The sequence below is a fragment of the Acinetobacter sp. YH12218 genome, from assembly GCF_013417925.1.
Lineage (GTDB): Bacteria > Pseudomonadota > Gammaproteobacteria > Pseudomonadales > Moraxellaceae > Acinetobacter > Acinetobacter amyesii.
The window spans coordinates 19786-45031 of the sequence record NZ_VPDB01000019.1; the positions used below are offsets into that span (position 1 = coordinate 19786).

The following is a 25246-nucleotide window of genomic DNA, read 5'->3' on the forward strand; positions in this document are numbered from 1 at the left end:
GTTCAGGATGTGAGGCACGACGTGAGTGGATCAGAAAACACACCCAGCGCGCAAAGCTACGAATGCAAAAACTGCTGCAGCAGCTTGGTGCATCAAATGTTGGAAACAATAAACAACCAAAGTCAGCAGATCACAGCATTGATCAACAGCCACGCTGAGCAAAACAAAGTTTTGGCGCAAATTGTTGATCAAAATAACGATCTGATTGCTGAGCTTATACAAGATGATGAGGATAATGAATCTTCATTATCCGGATATTTGGATGGCTAGATTATGAATTTAGCAAGTGAATTACGCCATCGTGTGATGATTCAACAAAAAGGGCCTGATCGTGATGCAGATGGCTATCCGATCCCTGTAGTTTGGACTGAATACAAAAAACTCTGGGCTAAAGTGACGCATCTGTCCGGCAAGGATTTGATTGCGGCACAGGCGAATCAATCCAAAGTCGTTGGCCGCTTAAAACTGCGTTATCGTAAAGATATTAATACGACTATGCGCGTTGTTTATAAGGACCAAATTTACGCAATTGATAGCCAAGCCTTAGAAGACAACAATAGCGGCAACGAATACATGACTTTTTTACTTTCTCAGGGTACAGAGCACGCCTAAGGCGGGTGATATGTCAGTTGAATTTAAAATGAAAGGATTGGATGAGGTTAAGTCTAAATTAGATCGATTGGCCAATCCTAAAAAAGCAAAATCTATTGCACGTAAAGCAGCCCGTAAAGCAATGAATATTGTAAGAGATGCGGCTCGTACAAATGCAAAGTCAATTGATGACCCTGAAACTGTCGCAATGATTCATAAAAATATTGCAGTTCAGGCAGGGAAAACTCAAAGTGCTAACGATATTAAAATGCGCGTTGGTATTAGAGGAGGTGCAAGTCAAAACCAGCATTCAATCAGCACAGCTGGGTTGAGCGGTGGAGATACTCGGCACTGGCGTTATATAGAGTTTGGAACTAAATATCAGCCTGCCATTCCTTTTATGCGAATTGCATTTTTTAATAATTTTAATGCCGTGACAACCAAATTTGCTGAAGTGTTTAATGCAGAGCTGGATAAGGAGTTAGCATCATGACGGTTGAAATTTCACGAGCGCTTAAGGCGGATGATATTTTGGGGCCATTACTGGGTGTGCGTATTTTTCCGAATACTGCAGACTTGGATACACCTGTTCCATATATCGTTTTTCAGGGAATCGGTTCCGATCCTGAACATGCTATAGATTGTGGTGCAGTGAATGATAATAATCAGTATCAATTTTCGGTTTGGCATGACGATATTCAAGAAGCTGAAGAAATTCGTTCACGTGCAGTAAAAGTGTTAGAAAAAATAGGTTTTTTCTATCAAGGAAAGCATCCAGATAATGAAGATTATGAAACAAAACTGTTTGGCCGCGGCTGGGATATGAGTTACTGGTCGGGCGTATGAGTCATTAATTAATTTGTTTTATATACCACCGAAAGGTGGTTTTTTTATGCCAAAAATTTGAGGAGTAGCTACTCATGGCAGCACAAAAGAAAGGTGTTTTATCTAATGGTACAGCAGTGTGGATCGTCCATGGCACTGTACCGACATTAACCAAAATGGGTTGTATTAAAGCTTTGGTACTTGGTGATGATAGCGCATCAGAAGTTGACACGACTTGCTTGGAAGAAACCAGTACAAAAACTTCTGAGTATGGTTTGGTGACACCGGGTGAAGGTTCTATTCAAATTGATACTGATCCGAAAAATGGTTCACATATGAAATTGCTTGAATTGGCGGCGGCTAAGGAAAAAGTAGAAGTATATGTGGGTTGGTCGGATGGTATTGCAGAGCCAACATTAACTGGCAGTGATATTGAGCTTCCTGAAACACGAACTTGGTCAAGTTTTGAAGCAATCTTGCGAAAAGGCTCGCCAGTGTTTGCTGTAGATGCAATGGTGAATCACACGATTCCAATGAAGCGCCAAACTGAAGTGATTGATCAATTTAAGGTGTAGCCATAATGACTAAATTAACCTCAACTGATCTATTAGGGCTTTCGGAGAAAATTTCTACGGAGTTGGTGCCTAAAGAAATTGTATTTACCATTGATGGTAAAGACTACACAGCTGATATCGCTGTAAAACTTTTAAGCTTTGATGAAGCGGTAGATTTGACTCGCGGGAAAGATCTAACAGATATGCTTATGGCAGATCTGCATAAGCTTCGTGTGCAAAAAACTATTTATAATGCAGATACAAATGAACCGTGTTTTCCAACGCTTGAAAGTGTAGGTAAACCTGTTCCAGCCATTATTGATGCGATGTATAAAGCATCTGAAGCGGTCAATGATTTTACGGGAAAGCAGCAGATCAAGCACTTGAAGAAAATGAATTCTGGTGCGAACTCGTCAGCTGCGGAATCGGTGGAAACACGATCAGAGACGCAAAGCGAAACTTAGATAATGCTGAGCTTCAAATATGGAGAGCCTTTCGTAAAAAAAGAGGCTCTTTGTTTTTTGGTCGCAGAATAGAGCAAGGTTTTGGTAACTGGATGGCACACTACACGATGTTTAAAGTGAAAGATCCTGAAAGTGTTTCTGCTTTGGCCTATATGCCGCATGAAGATGTACCAGAAACGTCTTTTGAAGAAGAACGTATGAAAGCGATCAAAAAGAAATCAAGTTAACTTGGTTTCTTTTTTACTGAAGTTAACCAAGGCTTTTAATCACTTTATAAAGATTTTAGATTTTGTTATTGTTTGTAAGCAAAATAATATAATTTGAGGGGCAAGTTTGGAAATTTTACATTTTGATGAAGAGTCTTTAAAAGCGACAGCGCGTGTTTGGATTGATAACGGAATTGCATTAAATCTTGACGATGAACTCATTGAGCTTAATGAGCAATTTTTTGAACATATACAAGCTAGTAAGGCTTATGGGGATTATTTAAATCGCGAAAGTTTAACGACTTATATTGGGATACGAGAAAATGAATGCAGTACACCGAGCATAATTGCATCTGTAGGCTATCATCGTCGTGGTCGTGAAGTAACTGTAAAGATTTTTGATATTTATATAAGTCCTGAACTTGATAGTTTGCTAGATTCAGCTTATGATTCAAAATATGCTGAATATTTGATCTTTTTAGTTCAAAATTTCTTGCAACATTCTAATGTTCCTGGTAGTGCTACTAAAATCTACGCACGAACCGATTACAGTCAACAGTTCCTTCAGTTAATGCATGATGCAGCTGAAGGAATCAAAACAGAATTAGAGAAATCTGGTTTAGCGGTCGAATTTGAAGGCAAGCGTTGGCTTGCTTTCCGACGTAAACAAATGTCTGCTTAAATGGGTGGTAAATATGAAAGTCTTATCTTTGCAAAGGCATGTTCATTTAACAAAATCACAAGAAAAAGATGTTAATGACTTGGTAGCAAAAGTAATTACTAAAGCATGTAACAATATGCCAAGTATGCGTAATGTTTTACAAGGTGACATGCAACAAGTACTTAAGGATTCTCGAATGCGAAAAGCTTCATAAGTAACAAAAACCCTGCATTTGCAGGGTTTTTTACACCCTAAATATTAAGTTAACTTAATTTTATCCAAAAATATTAACTAAACTTAGATTTTGCTGTATATTGGCAAAAACCCGAAATGAAATTGACAAGATGTTCAATCCAAGCTACTTTAAAAAGGCACTAGCAAAATCTAGTGTTTGGATTGGACTCCAATTTTGTCAACAGGTCAAAATGACCGCTTTCGCGGTTTTTTATTGCCTATAGCTTTCTGCACCTTGCAGAAAAGCACCCGCTATGGTGGGTTAGGTGGGAGCACTTCGGTGCGCCAGCCCCTGTTGACTGGTAAGTCCAATCCTGCTTAATCCGCCACCCAAATTGCTTGGACTCAGTTTTGGTGGTGATTGTTCCTATATCAACAGGAGTATTCATCATGAGTACAAAAAATTCTGCATCTCAAAATCAAGTTATCCGTTTTAAAAATATTCCAGTTGTGTCGACTACACAACTTGCAAAGTTATATGGTGTTGAGGTTAAAAATATTAACCAAAATTACAACCGAAATTTAGGTCGCTTCATTGAAGGAAAACATTACTTCAAACTGGAAGGCGATGAATTAAGAGAGTTTAAGAAGCAACCCTCATTCAGAGGGTTGCTTTCAAATATGATTTCTCATTTAATTCTTTGGACTGAACGTGGTGCTGCACGTCATGCCAAAATGCTAGATACCGACCATGCCTGGGATGTATTTGAGCGTTTGGAAGACAGTTATTTTAAACCGCAAGAAAGTGCAGCACCTGCGGTACAGCAAAAAACACCGTACCGACAGACAGGCAATGATTTGTATTTGCCTAAAGCGGAAGGTCATTATTTTGTTGAGAATCAAAAGGACGGTACTTTGATTGTACGACGTGCCGATCAATACACCATGATCCGTCGGGCGCAGCTAGATGTAGTGAAAAAAGACTGCCAAACGATTATTCAGGAATTAGAGCTTTTTTCTAGGTCGCTGGAGCGATTGGGGGAAAGTTTAGAGCTGGATGCGGATCTGTTGCCAATTTTAGGTAGATTGAATTGGCGCGGTGTGTAATAAAATTAGTTTTCTGAATTAGCCATCCTTAAGGATGGCTTTTTTGTGTTCTCTTTGTTAGATTCATGTGAATAAAACAGGGGGTAATATGAAAAAAAGTATTTTAGCAATTGGTCTTTTTATATCAGCTTTTTCACATGCAGATCGGCCTTTAATTATTCAACAAGGTGCACCAATTCCTTTAGGTAATGAGGTTACTCCAATTGAAGAAACTAAGTTTCAACCTTTACAGCCTGCAAAATATAAAAATGAAGCAGAGCTTAATCATTCGCTAATGTTGGAGTATTCAGCACAAAAAGCTAAGTTTGAAAATAATATAGAAGAAGATTTGACAGGTTTTGGTATAGGGTATTCATCTTCACCACATAAAAATGGTGTATGGGGGAAGTTTGAATATCAGCAGAATAATGAATATGACGGTAAGGCTTATGAGTTTTCATTTGGCGGGCATTTAAACTTTATCAACTTAAATGGATTTTATGCTTTAGGTACGCTTGGTACAGGATTTAGCGTTTTAGATGCTGATGGGTTTGATACGTCTTCATATTGGACTATCCCTATTGGGTTGGAAGCAGGTTATACATTTACGCCGAATTTTTCACTCTATACAGGTATTGGTTATAAGTGGTCCTTCAATATTACAGGTGAAAAAGAAACCCGCTGTAATGATGGTACTTGGAGTGATAGTACTGGATCTGGGACTTGTTCTTGGCACGGTGGAATAGATTATGACTATAGTTCAAACTACATCGGTGACTATGATGGTGTAACTTATAAAGCTGGTCTACGTTATAATTTTTAAATTAAATGATTTTATTAAACCCTGCATTTGCAGGGATTTTTATGGTTTGAAATTAGATATGCCATCAAGAGTGGCAAATTCGGCAAAATATATGAAATTGGTTTAAAGGTTTAGCATGAAGAAAATTATTTTATTAGCATTTGTTGTGGGTTTAGTTGGTTGTGGGAAGTCAGAGGCTGAAAAAGCTAAAGCAAAAGCTGAAATGACTGAGATAAAAGTTAATAGACTGGGGCGAGAAAGAGTTCAGCAATTTCTCAAAGATGCAGACTCGGCAAAGTTTAGAAATGAGGTTGCGTATTGTGGTGAAGTTAATGCAAAAAATGGATTTGGAGCATTTACTGGATTTAAAAAATATATAGCTGCAAGTGAGCAAATTGTGATTATGGACGGTGATATCCCTGTGGCTCAATTCAATGAACTTTGGCAAAAACACTGTATTAGTTATGCAAAATAACTAATTTGCTACTTTATAAATATAAACCGCCATCTAGGCGGTTTTTTTACGCCTAGAGGAAAACATATGGCTACTAAGCTTGGAACATTAACGCTGGATTTAATTGCCAAAACAGCTGGTTTTACCGAGCCAATGAAAAAGGCCGGTGATACTGCAGAGCGCGAATCTAAACGTATTGAAAACAGCGCGGGTTCTGCGATTGAAATGATCAAAGGTTTAGGGGTTACAGCACTGGCAGGCTTTACTGTTGGTTCAGTGATCAGCATGGCAGATGAATATACCCAGATGGCAGCGCAGATCCGCAATGCAACCAGTAGTCAGCAAGAATATAACCAAGTTCAAGAACATCTTTTGCAAACCGCAAATACCACATACCGTCCTTTAAAAGAGGCGCAGCAGGTTTATTTAGATGTTGGTGGTGCTTTAAAGGCTTATGGTGAAACGACAGAGCGCTCTTTGCGTATTACAGATAGTCTGTCATTTTCATTTACGCATAATGCAACGGCTGCAGATAAAGCAGCCAGTGCAACTGATGCTTATATGAAAAGCATCTATAGCGGCAAAGTTTCAGGTGATGCTTGGATTTCAATCTTGTCTGCTGTTCCAAGTATTGTTGGAGATTTATCAAAGAGTTTAAATAAATCTGAAGCTGATATTTTGTCTATGGGTAATGCTGGAAAATTAAGCACAAAAGATTTAAATAATGCACTTGATGCAAGCCGTGAAAAAAGTGAAGCGCTGGCCAACAGTATGGAGAATAGTCTTGCTGATGGATTTACAGTGCTATCAAATGCTGTGACTGATTATTTAGGTAAAGCAAACGAATCAACTTCTGCGACTGGAATGATGGCTGGAGCATTGGGCATTTTAGCTGGAAATTTAGAAACTGTTGCAAATGTTGCGATGTTGGGTGGTGTGGCCTATTTGACAAAACGAATTGCTGAACAATCCGTCGCTGTTCGTGAAGCTATAATCGCATCTACAGCCAGAGCAGCTGCTGCAGAAGCAGAGGCTGCTAGTCAAGCTCGTCTATTGGCATTAGAGGTTCAGCGAAGCCGTCAAGCTGCTGCACAAACACTAACGGAACTTAATCTTGCACGAGCGGAAATGAATTCGGCAACAACACGTCAAGAACGTGCTGCAGCAACAATGCGTCTAACCCAAGCAGAAATTGCACACAACATAGCGATGAAGCAATCGGCTGCTGCTGTGGCAACGCAAGTAGCTGCAGAATCTGAACTTACTGCAGCACGCACAGCAAGTTCAAGGGCGTTGGCTTTAGTAGGCGGGCCGATTGGTGCAATCACTATCGGTGTGACTGCGCTGGCCGCTGGGTATATGTATTTAAGCAATAACTCAAATGAATCAACTAAGTCGTTGCGTGAAAACAATGAGGCTGTGGGTGATGCAATTGTTAAATACCGTGAACTAAATGGTATTCAGCGTGACGCCCAAATGGCTGCAGAACGCCAGAAGCTAGAAGAGCTTAATGAGGCATACCGAAAGGCATCTGCTGAACTCATGGTTTATGCCAGTAATATGGGCAATATGGGGGAAATTGTTACTGAATCTCAAGTTGAGTTATCAAAGTTATTTGCTGAATATAAGAAAACTGGTGATTTGGATGCATTCAATACTTCTGTTCAGAACTCAAGCAGGGTATCGCAAGATGCAAAAGACAAAACGGCAAATTTTGCAAAAGCTGTTTATGAGGCCGGCACTGAAGCAAAAACTCAAAAAGATTTTATTGCACAATTATCTGGGGAGCTAAACGGAACTGCAAATGCTGGCCATAATGCAGCAACAGGTGTGCGCAATTTAGCTTCTGCTCTGAATGAAGTAAACACGAAATTAAGTTCTGATGTTTTTTCGGCAAAACTGCAGAACGCATTTGAAAAGCAAGGGAAGTCAAGTCAATCTGCTGCTCGATGGACAGAAGTTTATAATGAGAATGCCAAGAATGGTTTTAAGGGTGTAACGATTGAGCAAAAGAAAATGCTTGACCAGCTTGATGCTGTAGATAAACAGCGTGAGGCTCGTCAAAAAGCCGCTCAAGCAGCAGCGAGTAATTCTGCCAAGTCATCAAAAGCAGCCCTGTCGCAACAGGCTAAAGATGCTAAAGAGGCAGAGCGTTTGAAGGAGCAGCAGGCTAATGCACGTGAGCGAATTGCGTATGAATTCGCAACTCGTGAGATGCAGATTGAAAAAGACTTAGCTGCTAAGATTGAGGAGATACGAAAAGCCAAATTTAGTGTAGGTGATACAAGTGGCTTTATTCAAAATGCTACGCAGAGAGCAAGCCTTGAAAAGCAACTTTATATTGAAATACTTGCTGCTGATCTAAATGAATGGCAAGAGACTGCGACGGAAAAACTTGACCGGCAAGTGAAAATTAATTCATTAAGAATTCAATTGGATTCTCAAATGAATGATGAGCTTAAAGAGCAAGCTTTAAAATCATTGGCTGATAAGAGTAATGCTGAAATTGAAAAAATTAGGATTGCTCAATCTAAGCAACTGCTCGAAGCAAAACGACACTGGATATCAGCTGCTGACTACGCCAAAGAATATTACGCATTAATACGAGAGGAGATTCTCAATACTGCTGAATATTCACCTGAGATGAAACAGAGCCTTGTTAAAGAGGCAAACTTCAATCAAGGTTTAGAATCAAACGCTGAGCGTGAACAGGTATGGGGAGACTACAAGTCCATGATGGGCTTGGATAAATCGCCATACCAAGAAGATATGGATCTGCTTGCTGAAGCACGTGCTCAGATGCTGATTACTGAAGAAGAATATCAGAACGCAAGGTTGCAACTTCAAGCTAAATCAACTGCTAGTTATATGGAGGGTATGCTTGGAGGTTTTGCAAGCCTAGTTGATGAAAACTCTAAAACGTACGCCGTATTATTTGCTGCACAAAAAGCTTTTGCTGTTGCGCAAGCAATGCTAAACATCCCAGCTGCTTATTCAAAAGCTTATGATGCTGTTGTTGGGACGCCTTATATTGGCCCGTATATTGCGCCCGCAATTGGAGCGGCAGCGGCAGCATTACAGGTTGCCCAAGCTGCAAGCATTAGGTCGGTAAATATTACAGGTATGGCCCACGATGGTATCGATAACATTCCGAAAGAGGGTACTTGGCTGCTGGACGGTGGTGAACGTGTGTTGAACCCTCAACAAAATAAGGATTTGACTAACTATCTTTCCCAAGCCCAAAACTCAAGTGGTCAATCCCAAGTAAACCTAAACCCGAACTTCGTTATTGTTGATGAGCGTGAAAGTCTGAGTGATTACTTATTCAGTCCTGACGGTACAAAAGCTTTTGTGAAGTTCTTTAAACGAAACCGTTCAGCCTTGGGTGTTTAACTCAGGGTTATTTTTGAGGACAAAATGAAAATACAAACCAAATATGGCGAAGTACACGTATTAACAAATTGCCCTCTGCTTGATTCTACCGAACGTCTTGAGTTTAAAACCGAGGTGCATGAATCGTTTGATGGTAGTGAAATTCGATACATTCAGCGTGATGCACCACGTCAAGTCTTGAGCTTTAATTATGTGAACATGCGTAAAGCCATGGGTGACATGTTCCATATGCTCTATGCAAATTTGCGTAAACAGTGGGGTATTCCGCTGCCACAGTTTCGACAGATTATTCCAAATCTTGAAGATAGCGACTTCATTATCATGGACACAACAGCACACCAAGCCGACCTTAGAGTCGGTTTTATTTTGCTTGAAAGTTCTGAAGGCCCTCAAGTTGCTGAGATTGTGAGCATTGGTCGTTACATCATTGTGCAAGAAGAAATTCGAGATCCTGAAACGCAAGAAATCATTCAAAAATTGATTACTGAGTATCAGGATGGCTTCCGACTTGCAGCCAATGTGACAGCAACCAATGCAGCAATCATGCCGCTACGGATCTGCATTATTGATGGCGATGCTTCAATTAATACGGGCGGATTTTGGTCTAGCTCAAGTGTAGTTTTTCGCGTGATTGCAGAAGATTCACCTGAATTTGAAGCTGATATGCCTGAGCAATTCCTTGGTGATGATATTTACTTCAAGCCGTTATTGTTGGATGGCAGCTCATTAGAAATGACACTGACGCAACATCAAAACATTGTTGATGGTGATGTTGGTGGCTTTCAGGATTTTACACATTGGGCCAAGCCACGATATTTAAAACCATTTAAGTCGTTACTACGTGACTGGAACCAATACACAGAGTATCGCAAGTTTTTGTTTCGTCGAATGGGGCGTTTTCAGGCATTTTGGATGCCGTTATATGAGAAGCATTTGAATATTCTCAATACTGGCAACATTACAACTTCACTCAGTACAAATACAAAGTATTTGCTTGAAGCGGATCGAAAACACATTACTGTGAAACGCAAAGATGGCACTTGGACAGCGCACACGATTACTGCAAAAACAGGCGGTTCACTCACTGTATCGCCAGCAATCAATGCTCAACGCAGCAACATCCAAACCATTTGCTATTTAGGCCTGCATCGGCTTGATGCGGACCAAATCGAATTTCAATTTTTAGGCGCACATAAAACGCAAGTCACAGTGCCAATTGTGGAGCTTTCATCATGAAAACGAGAGCAGAACTTTATCAATTTAAGCACGGTACTCGCACGTGGTATTTCACCAATCAGCGTAAAGTAATCACACACGCAGGTATTGAATATCTACCAATTCGCGGTCTTTCACGCACTGCGATTGAAGATGAAAGCATTGATAAGTGTGATACCGAAGTGACACTTCCGCAAATGAGCTTATTAAATGCGGAAGGTGAAAACCTTGCTGCAGTGTTTGCAGGGAAAATCTTTTATGGCGGTGTAACCGTCACAATCCTTGAGCTATATCAAAACGAAACGCTGGTACTGCATAAAGGCCGTGTGACGCAGCCGAAATTTGATGAAGATGCAGACACGCTGACACTGGTATGTGAAACAGGTGAATCGTACTTAAATCGCAATATTTTGACGCGTAAGTTTCAATCCTCGTGTCCAAACTCGATTTACGACCGCTGGTGTGGTCTGAATTTTAATAAATGGTCTTTTGAAGTCACAGTGACTGCGATCAATGACTTGACAGTGAGCTTTGCTGTTGTGCCTACACAAATGATTAATGAAGAAGGTAATCCGATTTTTGAGCAAATCCCTGTTTTAGATGAACTAGGTCAACCTGTTTTAGACGGTCAAGGCAATCCTACTTATGAAGATGGTGCACCAGTCATGGAAACCAAAGCATATCCTGCTGGATGGGTGAATTTAGGCCTGTTAGTGAAAGATGGTGTTTACACCACAATCACGGCGGGCGGTGGTAATTCTCTATCGCTATATCGTCAACATATAGGCTTAAAAGTTGGTGATGTGGTACGTGTTGCACCGGGTTGCGATCAGTCACTAAAAACCTGTCATGAAAAACTCAATAACAGCCTGAATTTTGCAGGGCATCCATTTATTCCAAGTCAAAACCCAATATATACGCAGCTGATTAAATAAGGGGGCTTTATGGTTATTGCACCATGGGTGATATACGCAATGCTTGCGCTGATGGTTGCAACAGCAGCATACAGCTATTACAACATGCGGAAAATGCAAAAAAAGAATAGTGCTTCTGCAAATCAGCTTGATGGAACAATTGCAGATGAAGGTACTTCATTTAGTGATATCGCAGGCAGTCCACACATGTATGGAAACATCACGCATATTTGGGGTCAAAAAACCACTGCAATCAAAAGCAAAGGTGGAAAATGAAAATTTATATCTCGGATTTACGGAAAGCCAAAATGTGTGCTCGCGGATCGCGGGCATTTTTTTTGGCTCAAGGTTGGGATTGGCAGGATTTTTTAAAGAACGGCATTGATCTCAAAACGGTCGAAAAAACCAATGATGCGATGGCGCAGCAAGTTGTGGAGTATGTAAAAAATGGGCGGAAGCAGTAAGCAGGTCGTTGGATATCGTTATTTTGCAAATTTCCTTTTATTTATTGGCAATCCGATTGAAAAAGTTCTTGGGATAAATTTTGATAAACGAGGATGGGAGACTGGAAAACGTGTACCCATGGGGACTAATGGGGAGCTTTGCTACCTCCACCTGCCAAACCTGTACGGTGAAAACGAAGGTGGTGTGAGTGGTGTGCTCAATATAAAGCATGGTTCAAAGATTCAAACTGTTGACTCTGCATACACAAAGTACATGAATTCAATTTCATTGCCAGCTTCAGCATATCCTTATCAATCCTACATTTCATTTAGTGGTAGTGAATTAGCTAGTCAATTTCAAGGCATGACTGATGAAGAGCTTCAAGATCTCGCAGATGAGTATGAAGATGGAATTGTGCCGGGAAAAGGTTTTTACGTCGGCAACTCAGGCTACATGAAAGAGATGTTGCTTTGGGTGAAGCGTACGCGAGTTAGAAATGATGGGCGTGAACAGTGGTACAAGGTTCGGGGGGATGGTGTAATTGTTTGTGAGATTGGGGCAATATGGATTAATGCGGCGGCTTTTGAGTCTGCCGTTTTGCCAAGACTTTACATCCCATCTACACATTATACAGAGTTTGATGGTGAAAAAAGTCAGACTGACTCGGAGACATATTTTAACGGGTCTTTATTAAATAGCGGCATCGGTACAGTCACAATAGGGGGGAGACTTAGTAAACATTTGAAGAGTCAAGCACTAAGAAGGTTTGAAAGTCGGATTTTTAAGAAAGATGACGTGTGGGAGATAAGAGGAACCGCGATATATACGGGCGATCTTACGCTAAATTTCGATGGTTTAACTATATTTTCAAATAATGACATTAGTACCTCCAGACACTGGATGGCGGAATTTACTGGATATATCATTGTTAAGCAAGATGGTGTGTTAGAGGTTGAGGGTGGTTGTGATGGAAATTATTTTAGTGACTTAAACGCTATTGCAAATGTTCATACATTCTCAGTGAGTTTTGAGTTGAGATTGAGCACCAAGCCTTATATTCAAATAAATACAGAACACCCTGATATAAATCCAATTCATAAAATTCGCGAGATTCTTACTGATGATACAGCAATGGGCAAGCCCGAATCTGATGTAAATGATATTAATTTCATGAAAGCGGCAGATCGGATTTGGAATGAAGGTCTTGGTATTTCGTGGTCAATCACTGAAAAATCATGCCTAGAGGCAATTGAAGAATTATGCGGACACATTGAGGCTGGTGTGCGTGTAAACCGTCAAACTGGATTGTATGAAATGGTTTTATTTCGTGATGATTGGTTTGAAGAAAATGAGATTTACACTATTGCTGTCAATAAAATTAAAAGTATGTCGCTTGAAGTTGCAAATGCGGATGAAGCAATTAATCAACTCAATGTGACTTACTACAATCGTGGTGCAATCAAAGATTCATCTTTTTCAATCGCTGAAAATGCGTCTATTCGCAACTTAAATGGACGTGTAAATGCTCAGGATGCAGATTTTCCATACTTTATGAATCAACGTAATGCTGCAATCGTAGCTCAATGGAAGTTGAAGCAAATGTCTTCACCCATATGGAAGGGCTCTTTCACAACTGCTGAGTACAATGCGCGAAAGTGGAACCGTTACGACCTTTTGAAATTATCTTGGCCACGAAAATGGCAAGGCACAATTACAGTTCGAATAATGAAAATTAACCTCGGCACGGGTGCTGATGTATCAATTGATTTTGTTGAAGTCACTCCGTATTCAAGTAATTTATCATCAGATATTGTGATTGATGAGCCGATTGATGTTGGTGTGCAGCCGCCTTTAGCATGTCCATACGAACCTTTTGAGATGCCTTATTATCTAGCAGTCATGGCACTTGGTCAGCGTCAAGTGGATGAGGAGTTGAGTTATGAAAATAACTTCGGCTTAGTCGGAGTGGTAGCTCAACAGCCACAATCCAATTCTCTTTATGCTGTGATGATGACGCACGACGGCACAGAAGGTGAGGAATGGCTTCGTGCTGCGACAATTAACTATGAGCCCACTGCCGAACTTGATCAGATCATTTCAAAAACCTCAACAAGCTTTACAGTTAAAAATAGTGCTGCGATTTCTGGGCTGCTGATCGGAACTCTAATTAAATGTGGAAGTGATTGGATTGGAACACCGGGTGAGTGGATGGTCTTTCAAGGTGTTGATGCATATACCGGTGTTGTGAGTGTGAAACGTGGTGCGCTTGATTCATTGCCGCAAGACTGGGGAATGGGCACAAAACTTTATTTCTGTGGTAGTGATGTAGCTTTCGACTCAACGGAATATGTAGCTGGTGAAGAAGTCCTTGTTTCTGTGCTCACAACAACTCCGTCAGGCATGCTTGAGCAGGAAGGCTCAATTGCTACTGAAATGAACGCACGTGCATTCAGACCATACCCACCGGCAAACGTGAAATTCAATGGAAATTATTTTCCAGAAACAATCGTTGTAACGAATGATATTGTTTTGACTTGGGTTGACCGAAATCGCTTGCAGCAAACAGGTGGTGCAACACTTGGATTTTTTGATACAGGCGTGACAGCTGAGAGTGGTGTTACGTATTCTTATGAGTTGATTTCTGAAAATTTTGTTTTGGATAGTGGAGTTAACATTGAATTAAACACCGCAACAATTGCTGCATCTGCATTGGTTCCGAACAAGCCACACACGCTAAAACTCTGGTCAGTGCGTGACGGATATGCTTCATATCAAATATTTGAACATTCATTCTTTGCTGAGTCAGCAAGTCTAATCTTAGCAGCATCAATAGATGATTCAGGCGTTGCTGGCAACACAGTTCCAGCTGCAAATATTACTGTTGATGTGGACACATCGCTGAAAGCTAATATGCAATTTAATGGGTCTGGTATTTCAGGAAAAGCAATACCAGGTGCGGTGATTACAATCGAGGTAGATGATTAATGACAACATACACAGGGGTTGCGGACGCAAATGGTGATTTCACCATCTCTTTTGGTGCCGAGAATTACAACGGTGGCGAGAAAATCACAGTCACCGCTGAAAAGAATACCGCAACAAAATCAATCGAATTGTACGCACCATCAGGGGTAGTTGGTGGGGGTGTAATCCAATTCACAGGGTCACTCAATGATTTCCCAAACAACATTGGCGCTGTAGAGTTGCATTTAAGTGGTTCAATTGGGGCTTACGCATTTGCCTCAAACAATGTGGGTGCAGTATGGCAGAAAGCAACAGGGCTGATCATTAAAAGTGGCGTAATATCAATTGAAAGTAATGCTTTTTCGAGTTGGGTCAATGCTTTATCTCTTGTGATACCGGATAGCTGCGTTTCAATTAAAAATTCAGCATTTAGGTCTTGGAGATCAGCATTAAGTTTGGTTATTCCCAACTCTGTAGTTGAGTTGGAAGCATATGCTTTCGAAGGGTGGTCTGCTGCGCTATCCTTTACGCTATCAAGTAATATTACTGCCATCCCAGCCAACTGTTTTCAGTCGTGGTTAGCAATTAAGAATATTGATATTCCTGAAGGTGTTTTGCAAATTGGCAGTCAGTCTTTTGCTGGTGCTACAGCCTGTTTATCTTTGTTATTGCCGTCAAGTTTGTTGAGTTGTACTAACAACTCTTTTCAAGGCTTAACGAGTTGCAATGAGATTACATGCTTTGCGACAACACCACCGACAATCACAAGTACGACTTTTAGTATACTAAAATCAACCTGCATTATTAAAGTTCCTGCCGGGTCAGTTGAAGCATATAAAGCAGCCCCAAACTGGTCTACTTTTGCAGCAAGAATACAAGCTATTTAATGCACCATCAGGTGCTTTTTTATTACCTTTATTACCAAAATTTAGGGGGCACAATGTCCAATGACTACTCATCCGATCCACCAGGGCTGAAAGGCTCTTTTTTATTGCCGAATTTATAGGGGGAATCATGCAGGAGCATGAAAAAACATTTTGGATGCTTGTCGTGATCGGGGCTGTCATTGGCCTGTCCAAACTTCTGGTATCTGAGGAAAGGCTAACTGTTCGACTTGTTTTAGGTCGGACTATTTTGGGATCGGCTTCATCCGTTTTGGCTGGTGGGGTCTTATTACAAATTCCGGATATTCATCCACTGGCTTTGATCGCAATTGCATCAGCTCTGGGAATTCTTGGAAGTACATTTATTGAAAACTGGCTTAAGAATAAGGCTGCGAATTGGAGTGTCAAATGAAATTAATTGAACAAAGTGCCTGGAAGTATCTTTCTGTAAAGCTCCCAATTTTGGGAGCTTTTTTATTACTTGTCATTATTCCGGCATTGCAATGGGCGATGGACTTTAAAGTAATCCCTGTTGAGTACCATGCCTACGTGACAGGTGGTGTTATGGTCTTTTTATCGTGGCTTGGTAAAAAGTGGTATCAGCCAAGTTTGCATCAGTCTTTGGGTTTTGTGGCTGTTACAGCAGGGCATAGTAATTCTGATCCTGGTGCAGTAAACGGCAAAATTAAAGAAGCTGACCTGGTGACTAATTTCAGGAATGCGGTTTCTTTTTATTTGCGTGAAGCTGGTGTCCAGGTCAAAAACGATGGTACTGGATCACAGAATGATCCGCTTTCATCGGCCATCAAGTTGATCAAAGGATCTAGTGTTGCGGTTGAATTCCATATGAATGCAGCGACTTCAAAACAGGCGAATGGCATTGAAACGATTGCTCTGCCAAAAGACAAGAAACTGGCACAGGATCTATCTGCAGTAGTAGCTTCAGCATTGGGTAGCCGTTTACGTGGTAATGATGGCTGGATTGATCAAAGCCAATCGGCCCGGGGGAGTTTGGGTTATATCAATGCCGGTGGTTTGATTGTTGAGTTAGGTTTCATTTCGAATGAAGCTGAATTGGCAGCATTCCAGGCACGCTATTGGATCGCAGCAAAAGCTGTGGCCAAAGTTCTAATCGAATATGAAAAAGGGGCATAACACATGGCTGCATTAACTATTGCAAGTGCACTTTCTCCGATTGTGGATGCTTATGGTGTTGGGCGTGAAATCGTTCAAACGACTGTCAATGCTATGGATGCAGCGGAAAAAGAGCGTGATTCAGGTGCCGATAAAAAGGCATGGGTATTGGCTTTCGTGAAATCATTCGTGGCGGATCTTGGCCAGAATTGGGAACGTTGGGCGAAGGTGATTATCACGTTTATTGACTTCGCAAAGTCCGTATTTAACATCAAGCGTTATTCTTAAGTGGTCCAATTTTACACATGCCCTCGGTCTTCGGACTGAGGGCATCTTTTTTGTTTGTCTTGCAACTATTTTGCAACTATTGATTTTTATAAAAAATATAAATTATTGAATGAATTGAAATTATTCTTTGTTTATTGCCAATCCATCATTGGACAGATAGGTTTCGGCTTTCTGGGAATTCAGGCGTATTTCTTGTGCTTGTTTAACGTGGGACTCGAACCCATGACATTTTATATTTTAGTAGTACATATAGTGGTATATTTCAAATATTGCTTAATAAAAATCATTAAAATACAATATATTAACTTTAAATTCTTATGCACGCTGAGCGCACCATTTTTTAGTTTTGATTGTTGAACTAAATTTTGCGAATCAATAGCTTTTATTATTACTACTTTTCTATTCAACCCGATCAATCTCAAAGCCCAATATTGCTTTAGCCATCATTGATGTATCTTTTTCTATATATAAAATTCAAAATATTTCTCAGTTCTTTTTATTCTAAGTTCAAAGTCATACAAAACATCTAAATTGAAAGCTTATAAAGAGTGAAAATAGAAAGTTCACTGTATTTATATCTGCATCTAAATGAAAAGAATCTATTGAAAACACGATTATAAAAGTCATGCACCAAAATAGTGGAGCTTGGAAACTTAATAGAACATTTATCCTTTTGTACTGGCTAAATAAAATAGGCAAATGATTGATAAAATATATTAAGATATTGAAAAATAAATAATAATTAGAGTTGGCATGATGTGTGCAACACAGTATTCAAACTTGGATACAAGAATGAGCACATCAATGAACTCAATAAAAACTTTAGGCTGGACCTTAGCGGAATGGAAAGCGGCCTACACGAATAACACAATTCAACTTGAAGACTTATATGCCTTGGTCGAGCAATTTGATCGCGTAGACCCAGCATGGATTTCCATTGCATCTATAGAGCAATTAACTTCTCAGATTAAAGCTTTAAAACAAATTGAAAATGCTACGGCCTTACCTTTATTTGGTGTGCCTATTGCAGTGAAAGATAATATTGATGTGGTGGGCTTTGCATCGACGGCTGCGTTTAAATTATTTACGGACATTAAAACTGAAGATGCCTCTGTGGTGCAGCGCTTAAAACAAGCAGGTGCCATCATTGTAGGTAAAACCAATTTAGATCAATTCGCTACTGGTTTAGTCGGTACGCGTTCGCCATTTGGTGCCGTGCCGAATACTGTTAATCCTGACTATGTAAGCGGTGGTTCAAGCTCTGGTTCAGGCAGTGTAGTAGCACGTGGTTTAGTCCCGATTGCACTCGGTACAGATACTGCAGGTTCAGGACGAATCCCTGCAGCTTTCAATAATATTGTCGGTTTAAAGCCGACCAAAGGTCGCTTTTCAAATACAGGCTTATTGCCTGCCTGTAAGAGCTTAGATTGTATTTCAATTTTTGCCTTAACCGTCGCTGATGCAACTGCAGTGGCAGAAGTTATGGAAGGTTTTGATGTAACCGACAGCTATTCACGTGTGAACCCAGCAACAGCGCCTGCAAAGTTCAGCGCACAATTAAAGTTAGCCATTCCAAAACAGTTAGAATTTTTTGGCGATGCTCAATCTGCTGATGCATTTCAGCAAGCACTAACTGAATTAAAAAACTTAGGTGCAGTACTAACTGAAATTGATTTCAGTCCTTTTGCAAAATTGGCTGCACAACTGTATCAAGGGTCATGGGTAGCAGAGCGTACGGCAGCCGTAGCTGAAATTTTAGACAGCCATGCAGATGACTTTGATCCAACAGTTTTAGAAATTATTCAAAAAGGGCAGCAGTACACTGCGGTGGATGCTTATAACGCCGAATATTTAAAGCAAGATTTGGCACGCCAAATTCAGCAAACCTTAGCGCAATTTGATGCTTTAGTGGTGCCAAGTTCGCCAACCATTCATACACTGGCTGAAATGGCAGAAGCGCCAATTGAAAATAATAGCCACTTTGGCACCTATACCAACTTTACTAATTTAGCTGACCTCAGTGCCATCGCTGTACCTACAGGCTTTCGTGCCGACGGGCTGCCTTTTGGAATCACATTCATTGCGCCGGCTTGGCACGATACGGCTCTAGCAGACTTTGCAGAAAAATGGCAAAACCACCTGCAATTACCGCTGGGTGCAGTAGCTAAAACATTGCCTGACGCAGCTTCAGTCATTTCTGCACCATCAGCACAGCATTTTCGTGTTGCTGTTGTAGGCGCACATCTCACAGGTATGCCACTCAATTTCCAACTGACAACACGCCAAGCCGTGCATGTTGAAACCACAACGACTTCTGCCGATTACGCCCTCTATGCACTGCCGGGCACAGTACCGCCGAAACCAGGTTTAGCGCGTCAGGAAGCGGGTCAAAAAATTATTGTCGAGCTTTGGGATATTCCAAAAGCACGCTTTGGTGAATTTGTCGCCGAAATTCCAACACCACTAGGTATGGGCAATGTCGAGCTTGCCGATGGACGTTGGGTGAAAGGCTTTATTTGTGAACCTTATGGCCTAAACGGTGCAAAAAATATCAGTGAATTTGGCGGCTGGCGCGCTTATATCCAATCACTGCAAGCAACAACAGCAAAATCAAATTAAAAAAATCGGGGAAATAATCATGTTTAAAACAGTTTTAATTGCAAACCGTGGTGAAATTGCTGTTCGTGCGATTCGTACTCTAAAAAAATTAGGTGTGAAATCTGTTGCCGTGTATTCAGAGACCGACCGTTATGCACAGCATGTGTTAGATGCAGATGTAGCGGTTTCACTTGAAGGTGTTAAACCTGCAGAAACTTATTTAAGTATTGAAAAATTGATTCAAGCAGCCAAACAAACTGGCGCTGAAGCAATATTTCCCGGTTATGGTTTTTTATCTGAAAGTGCCGACTTTGCCCGTGCATGTGAGGAAAATAACATTGCTTTTATGGGGCCAACGGCTGAACAAATTTTAGAGTTTGGTTTGAAGCATCGTGCACGTGAATTGGCTGCGGCCGCCAATGTACCCATGACACCAGGCACAGGTTTATTGGCAAGTTTGGATGAAGCACTCGCATCTGCTGCAGAGATTGGCTATCCAATCATGCTGAAAAGCACCGCAGGTGGTGGCGGAATTGGTTTAACCCGCTGTGATGATGAACAATCATTAAAAGATGCGTATGAAAGTGTAAAGCGTCTAGGCGAGCAATTCTTTAAGGATGCAGGTGTTTTCCTCGAACGTTTTGTCGATAAAGCCCGTCACGTAGAAGTACAAATTTTTGGTGATGGTTTAGGTCAAGTCGTTGCCTTTGGGGAGCGCGATTGTTCATTGCAGCGCCGTAACCAAAAAGTGGTGGAGGAAACACCAGCACCGCATTTACCAGAAGCGACCCGTCAAAAATTGCACCGTGCTGCAGTAGAGCTCGGTCAATTGGTGAAATACCGCAGCGCAGGCACAGTTGAGTTTATCTATGATGCTGCCCGTGATGAAGTGTATTTCCTTGAAGTGAATACCCGTTTGCAGGTTGAACATCCAGTCACTGAAATGGTGACAGGATTAGATCTGATTGAATGCATGCTCAAAGTGGCAGCAGGTGATGCTTTGGACTGGGAAAAACTCAGCAATATTCAGCCCAATGGCGCTGCCATTGAAGTGCGAATTTATGCGGAAGACCCAGTGAAAAACTTCCAGCCAAGTCCGGGTGTACTCACGGATGTATATTTTCCTGAAGACATTCGTGTGGATACGTGGGTATCTACAGGCACAGAAATTTCACAATATTTTGACCCGATGATTGCCAAAATTATTGTGCATGCCGCAGATCGAGACAGTGCGATTGCCAAGCTAAAAACAGCCTTGGCTGAAACCCGCCTGAATGGCATCAGCACCAACTTGGATTATGCGCATACCGTAGTGTCTGATGCACGCTTTGATAATATGCAAATCTGGACACGTCTGCTGGATGATTTTAAATACGTGCCAAATGTAATTGAAGTGCTGCAACCGGGTACACAAAGTACGATTCAAGACTACCCGGGGCGTGTCGGTTATTGGGATATCGGTGTACCGCCATCAGGCCCGATGGATGATTATGCATTTCAATTGGCCAATCAAGTTGTGGGTAATCCAAAATCGGCAGCAGGCTTTGAGTTTACCTTACAAGGACCAAGTCTTAAATTTCATGCCGATAGCATCGTAGCCTTAGCAGGTGCGCCATGTAGCGCGACTCTAGATGGTGTGAATGTCGATTTTTGGCAGCCGATCAGCATCAAAGCCGGGCAAACTTTGGCACTCGGACAAGTTGAATCAGGTTGCCGTACTTATCTTGCAATCCGCAACGGACTAAATGTACCTGAATATCTAGGCAGTCGTTCAACCTTTGCATTGGGTAATTTTGGCGGTCATGCAGGGCGAGTGCTGCGCGCAGGCGACATGATTAAAATGGTTAATCCAAGCCTGCCTTTAGATGGATTGGAAGTTGCAACAGCAGCACCGCAAGCTTTGGCAGCAGAGCGTATTCCAAGCTATGGCAGAGAATGGAAAATTGGCGTGCTCTATGGTCCACATGGTGCACCAGATTTCTTTAAACCTGAATATATTGAAGAATTTTTTGCTTCAACATGGAATGTACACTTTAACTCAAACCGTTTAGGTATTCGCCTAACTGGCCCGACACCAAGCTGGGCACGTGAAAATGGCGGTGAAGCAGGTTTGCATCCATCCAATGTGCATGACTGTGAATATGCTATTGGGGCGATTAACTTCACTGGTGATTTTCCAGTGATTTTGGCCAAAGATGGCCCAAGCCTCGGTGGCTTTGTTTGCCCAGTGACGATTGCCAAAGCAGAACTTTGGAAGATTGGTCAACTGAAGGCGGATGACAGCATCAGTTTCTACCCGATGAGTGTGGAACAAGCCAATGCCTTGGAAGTTCAGCAAATTGCCGATATCCAAAGCTTTGCTCAAGCACCTGAAAAGTCAGAGGTGGCAACTTTTGAATGCAAGCCTGAAGGGGTATTGGCTGTGCGTGAAGCAGATGCGCATGCGCCGAAAGCTATTTATCGTCAGGCTGGTGACAGTTATATCTTGCTGGAATATGGCGAAAATGTCCTCGACTTAGCATTACGCTTACGTGTTTATCGATTGATGCAACTCATTCGTGAAGCGAATATTGATGGCATTTTAGAGCTTTCACCCGGTGTCCGTTCACTGCAGATTAAATATGATGGATTGCGTTTCAGCCAAGTGAATTTAATTCAGTTCTTATTGGGACTTGAAAATGAGATGGGAGATTTGAGCCAAATCAAAATTCCATCTCGTATTATTCACTTACCGATGGCATTTGAGGATTCGGCCACTTTAGGTGCTGTAGAACGTTATCAAGAAAGTGTTTGTGCCAAAGCGCCGTGGTTGCCAAATAATGTCGATTTCATTCAGCGCATTAATGGCTTAGACAGCCGTGAGCAAGTCAAAGATATTATTTTCGATGCCAATTACTTAATTTTAGGCTTGGGCGATGTGTATTTAACCGCGCCTTGTGCTGTGCCAATAGATCCGCGTCATCGTTTGCTCAGCTCGAAATATAATCCTGCACGTACCTTTACTGCAGAAGGGACTGTCGGTATTGGTGGTATGTACATGTGTATTTATGGCATGGACTCACCGGGCGGGTATCAGTTGATTGGCCGTACATTGCCTATTTGGAATAAGTTTAAAAAGAACAAGCAGTTTGGCGATCAGCAATGGTTCTTACGCTTCTTTGACCAAATTAAATATTATGAAGTAACCGAAGCTGAACTTGATCAATTTCGTGCTGACTTTGCCAATGGTGTGGCTGAAATCAAAATTGAAGAAACAGAGTTTGATTTTGCAGCTTATCAAGCCTTTTTAGAAACAGAGAAAGACAGTATTGCCGAATTTAAAGCACAGCAGCAGCAGGCATTTACAACTGAAGTTGAACGCTGGAAAGATGAGTTCGATGCACCTGCGGAAATGGAAATCCTGCAAGATGATACCGACTATAGCCAATTTGCAGCCTTGAATGCGTCGATGACTGGCAACATTTGGAAAATTTTTGTCGAAGCTGGACAGTCTGTGAAGAAAGGCGATACTGTAGCCATTATTGAAGCGATGAAAATGGAGCTTCCAGTCTATGCCGATGATGACGGTATAGTGAAAGCGATTATCTGCCGTGCAGGACAAACGGTACATAGCGGTGAACCGCTGGTTTATATGGAATAAACATGACCACAACCACCATTGTTGGGAAAAGCTCAGACAACTTGTCTGAGCTGGTTTTCCAAAAAATAAAAAACGATATTTTTGATTTTCAGCTCAAACCAGGTGCACGTTTTACCGAATCTGAAATTGCAGAATTGTATGAAGTAAGCCGCACACCCGTACGGCAAGCTTTATATCGTTTACAGCAAGATGGTTATGTGAGGGTGCATTTTCGTAGCGGTTGGGAAGTGAAGCCACTCAATTTTAAAGCCTACGAAGAACTGTACGATTTACGGATTTTGCTGGAATGCTATGCCATTGAGCAGCTTTGCAAAATGGATTCAGACCAGCTCAAACAGGCTTTACAAGGCTTGGTAAATTTATGGTGTATTCCGCTTGAGCAGTATCTGCATGATTTAAAGACTTTATCGATGCAAGATGAAGCATTTCACTGTCAATTGGTTGAAGCAATTGGCAATAGTGAAATGGCGAAGGTGCATCGAGATGTCAGTGAGAAAATCCGTATTATTCGCCGTTTAGACTTTTCTAAAGATTATCGAATTGAAGCCACTTATGCAGAGCATCAACAGATTTTACAATTGATCCTTGGACATAATGTGATAGCGGCATTGGAGAAAATGCGCAGCCATATTCAGCAAAGTAAAGAAGAGGTGAAAAAAATTACTTTGGAAATGTTGGTACGAATGGCATAGAAGTATTTGCAAAAGATCTACCTCACGGAAGTCTTGGAAAACATGCATTTTATCGAGTCAAGTTGTGTCGTTCGGGTCGCGCTTAAAGCTAAAAATATCTGTATTCATTGGTTAATATGATGGAGAAAAATAAAAAAGACCACGAAGGGGAGATTCTTTATTTCAACTTTAGAAAACGCGATTTCTTTGGCGACTGAACGCCATTTCGGACAAGTCGATAAAGCGGGACAAGCCTATATTCAGCATCCACTTCGTGTGATGCAAAATGTGCAGCATCTTGATGCTAAAATCGTCGCTGTATTACATGACATTTTAGAAGATACTGCGACAACGACGGAGGAGCTTAGTGCTATGGGTTTTCAAGCGCATATTATTGACGCGATACTGGCACTGACTAAAACAGCAGGTGAGAACCGATTTCAAGCTGCGCAGCGTACCGCTAAAAATGCAATTGCTTGTGAAGTAAAACTCAGTGATTTGTATGACAATATGGATTTATCGCGCTTAACTTCGGTCACAGCAAAAGATCGACGTCGGTATCAACAATATGTCAAAGTTAAACGTAGATTAGAGCGTGCTCGGAGCGTCCATTTACATCTGATCGATTTAAATCTAACAACAGATTATCCGAGATTTCAATTTCAAAGTTCACAGCAAAATTTTCAGTATCTGCTCAATGCGATGTTTGATCTAGAGCATTCATTAGGTGGCGTTCAGATTGGAAGTCCACAGGAGTGGTGGATTTTATTTGAAGATGTCAGCGCATATTTTGCATATTGCCAAAGAAAGGGAGTGGTTCCCAAGCAGGCAACATTCTTAAATTTAATTTTAACCATAGATCGAGACTATTTCGGGGGTATCTTTCAAACTGAACAAGATCGGCAATTATTTTTCTCTATGTTTAACGTGTTTGTGCAAAATCATTTTTATCGCGTGGAAGCTGAAGGCTGATTAGATAGATTGCATCAGCAATAGAATAAAAACACCTTTGATTGATGAATTTTATCTAAATGTTGAGCTACTGAGCGTCATTTAAAAACATCTCAAAATGCTTGATTTCGAGATGTTTAAAGTGATTCCATCCATTGACATCTCCAATGAAACATGTGGCCATGCTTGCTGAACCTTATGCCTCAATCCTACATGGCATCATGGTGGCTGCTGGATTTATTATTCCGTCTTTAGTGTTGATGTGGTTATATAAACGCAGTGAACGCCTTAGCCAAGCTGCATAAAAAAAGCCCCCACATTTGAGGGCTTTTT

The 25246-nt window shown here is 41.2% G+C and carries 26 protein-coding genes and 1 pseudogene; all 27 read left to right on the forward strand.

Translation table 11 applies throughout. The features are described from left to right. Positions 1 to 96 precede the first annotated feature (96 nt). Positions 97 to 270 carry a hypothetical protein gene (locus FTV03_RS07445; protein ID WP_180040781.1) on the forward strand — a complete coding sequence of 58 codons (174 nt, stop codon included), beginning with the start codon at positions 97 to 99 and terminating at the stop codon, positions 268 to 270. A gap of 3 nt (positions 271 to 273) precedes the next feature. Beyond that, positions 274 to 612, forward strand: coding sequence for a phage head closure protein (locus FTV03_RS07450; protein WP_218950632.1), 339 nt, complete (start codon positions 274 to 276; stop codon positions 610 to 612). A 10-nt stretch (positions 613 to 622) separates the two neighbouring features. Next, entirely contained in the window at positions 623 to 1084 is a 462-nt protein-coding gene (locus FTV03_RS07455; RefSeq protein WP_180040783.1) for an HK97-gp10 family putative phage morphogenesis protein, read from the forward strand. After that, the gene (locus FTV03_RS07460; RefSeq protein ID WP_180040784.1) at positions 1081 to 1437 is read left to right on the forward strand and encodes a DUF3168 domain-containing protein; all 357 of its coding nucleotides are present in this window, start codon (positions 1081 to 1083) and stop codon (positions 1435 to 1437) included. The genes FTV03_RS07455 and FTV03_RS07460 overlap by 4 nt, the downstream gene beginning before the upstream one ends. 74 nt (positions 1438 to 1511) lie before the next feature. Then, complete coding sequence (locus FTV03_RS07465; protein WP_180040785.1) at positions 1512 to 1991, forward strand: phage tail tube protein; 480 nt, start codon at positions 1512 to 1514, stop codon at positions 1989 to 1991. Positions 1992 to 1996: 5 nt separating this feature from the next. Beyond that, a complete protein-coding gene (locus FTV03_RS07470; RefSeq protein WP_180040787.1) occupies positions 1997 to 2434 on the forward strand; it encodes a hypothetical protein in 438 nt (145 codons plus the stop codon). A 50-nt stretch (positions 2435 to 2484) separates the two neighbouring features. Further along, positions 2485 to 2661, forward strand: a complete 177-nt coding sequence (locus FTV03_RS07475; RefSeq protein WP_218950633.1) for a hypothetical protein — start codon at positions 2485 to 2487, stop codon at positions 2659 to 2661. Positions 2662 to 2767: 106 nt separating this feature from the next. Then, a complete protein-coding gene (locus tag FTV03_RS07480) occupies positions 2768 to 3322 on the forward strand; it encodes a hypothetical protein (protein WP_180040789.1) in 555 nt (184 codons plus the stop codon). A 13-nt stretch (positions 3323 to 3335) separates the two neighbouring features. Next, positions 3336 to 3515: a hypothetical protein gene (locus tag FTV03_RS07485; protein WP_180040791.1), complete on the forward strand. Its 180-nt coding sequence runs from the start codon at positions 3336 to 3338 to the stop codon at positions 3513 to 3515. Positions 3516 to 3925: 410 nt separating this feature from the next. Further along, positions 3926 to 4582 (forward strand): ORF6N domain-containing protein, encoded by a 657-nt coding sequence (locus tag FTV03_RS07490; RefSeq protein WP_180040793.1) that lies wholly within the window; start codon positions 3926 to 3928, stop codon positions 4580 to 4582. 88 nt (positions 4583 to 4670) lie between these two features. Beyond that, positions 4671 to 5384, forward strand: coding sequence for a hypothetical protein (locus FTV03_RS07495; protein WP_180040795.1), 714 nt, complete (start codon positions 4671 to 4673; stop codon positions 5382 to 5384). 115 nt (positions 5385 to 5499) lie between these two features. Continuing rightward, positions 5500 to 5838, forward strand: a complete 339-nt coding sequence (locus tag FTV03_RS07500) for a hypothetical protein (RefSeq protein WP_180040797.1) — start codon at positions 5500 to 5502, stop codon at positions 5836 to 5838. A 66-nt stretch (positions 5839 to 5904) separates the two neighbouring features. After that, positions 5905 to 9210, forward strand: a complete 3306-nt coding sequence (locus tag FTV03_RS07505; protein WP_180040799.1) for a tape measure protein — start codon at positions 5905 to 5907, stop codon at positions 9208 to 9210. A gap of 24 nt (positions 9211 to 9234) precedes the next feature. Next, entirely contained in the window at positions 9235 to 10446 is a 1212-nt protein-coding gene (locus FTV03_RS07510; protein ID WP_180040801.1) for a hypothetical protein, read from the forward strand. Continuing rightward, a complete protein-coding gene (locus FTV03_RS07515) occupies positions 10443 to 11360 on the forward strand; it encodes a phage BR0599 family protein (protein ID WP_180040803.1) in 918 nt (305 codons plus the stop codon). Before FTV03_RS07510 ends, FTV03_RS07515 begins: the two co-directional genes overlap by 4 nt. A gap of 9 nt (positions 11361 to 11369) precedes the next feature. Next, entirely contained in the window at positions 11370 to 11615 is a 246-nt protein-coding gene (locus FTV03_RS07520; RefSeq protein ID WP_218950634.1) for a hypothetical protein, read from the forward strand. After that, on the forward strand, positions 11612 to 11803 hold the full coding sequence (locus FTV03_RS07525) for a hypothetical protein (protein ID WP_180040805.1): 192 nt from the start codon (positions 11612 to 11614) through the stop codon (positions 11801 to 11803). Before FTV03_RS07520 ends, FTV03_RS07525 begins: the two co-directional genes overlap by 4 nt. After that, positions 11787 to 14768 carry a phage tail protein gene (locus FTV03_RS07530; RefSeq protein ID WP_180040807.1) on the forward strand — a complete coding sequence of 994 codons (2982 nt, stop codon included), beginning with the start codon at positions 11787 to 11789 and terminating at the stop codon, positions 14766 to 14768. Before FTV03_RS07525 ends, FTV03_RS07530 begins: the two co-directional genes overlap by 17 nt. Next, positions 14768 to 15634 carry a leucine-rich repeat domain-containing protein gene (locus FTV03_RS07535; RefSeq protein ID WP_180040809.1) on the forward strand — a complete coding sequence of 289 codons (867 nt, stop codon included), beginning with the start codon at positions 14768 to 14770 and terminating at the stop codon, positions 15632 to 15634. Before FTV03_RS07530 ends, FTV03_RS07535 begins: the two co-directional genes overlap by 1 nt. Before the next feature lie 127 nt (positions 15635 to 15761). Beyond that, entirely contained in the window at positions 15762 to 16043 is a 282-nt protein-coding gene (locus FTV03_RS07540; RefSeq protein ID WP_034702970.1) for a phage holin family protein, read from the forward strand. Next, entirely contained in the window at positions 16040 to 16786 is a 747-nt protein-coding gene (locus FTV03_RS07545) for an N-acetylmuramoyl-L-alanine amidase (RefSeq protein ID WP_180040810.1), read from the forward strand. Before FTV03_RS07540 ends, FTV03_RS07545 begins: the two co-directional genes overlap by 4 nt. 3 nt (positions 16787 to 16789) lie before the next feature. After that, positions 16790 to 17053: a hypothetical protein gene (locus FTV03_RS07550; RefSeq protein ID WP_180040812.1), complete on the forward strand. Its 264-nt coding sequence runs from the start codon at positions 16790 to 16792 to the stop codon at positions 17051 to 17053. 804 nt (positions 17054 to 17857) lie between these two features. Then, positions 17858 to 19672: an allophanate hydrolase gene (gene atzF / locus FTV03_RS07555; RefSeq protein ID WP_180007652.1), complete on the forward strand. Its 1815-nt coding sequence runs from the start codon at positions 17858 to 17860 to the stop codon at positions 19670 to 19672. 19 nt (positions 19673 to 19691) lie between these two features. Then, entirely contained in the window at positions 19692 to 23291 is a 3600-nt protein-coding gene (gene uca, locus FTV03_RS07560) for an urea carboxylase (protein ID WP_180040814.1), read from the forward strand. Between the two features lie 2 nt (positions 23292 to 23293). Continuing rightward, positions 23294 to 23983: a GntR family transcriptional regulator gene (locus tag FTV03_RS07565; RefSeq protein WP_180040816.1), complete on the forward strand. Its 690-nt coding sequence runs from the start codon at positions 23294 to 23296 to the stop codon at positions 23981 to 23983. 159 nt (positions 23984 to 24142) lie between these two features. Beyond that, a pseudogene (locus FTV03_RS17940) lies at positions 24143 to 24544 on the forward strand (guanosine-3',5'-bis(diphosphate) 3'-pyrophosphohydrolase); the annotation flags it as partial. A gap of 536 nt (positions 24545 to 25080) precedes the next feature. After that, positions 25081 to 25218, forward strand: a complete 138-nt coding sequence (locus FTV03_RS07575) for a hypothetical protein (protein WP_180040818.1) — start codon at positions 25081 to 25083, stop codon at positions 25216 to 25218. The last annotated feature ends 28 nt before the right edge of the window (positions 25219 to 25246 follow it).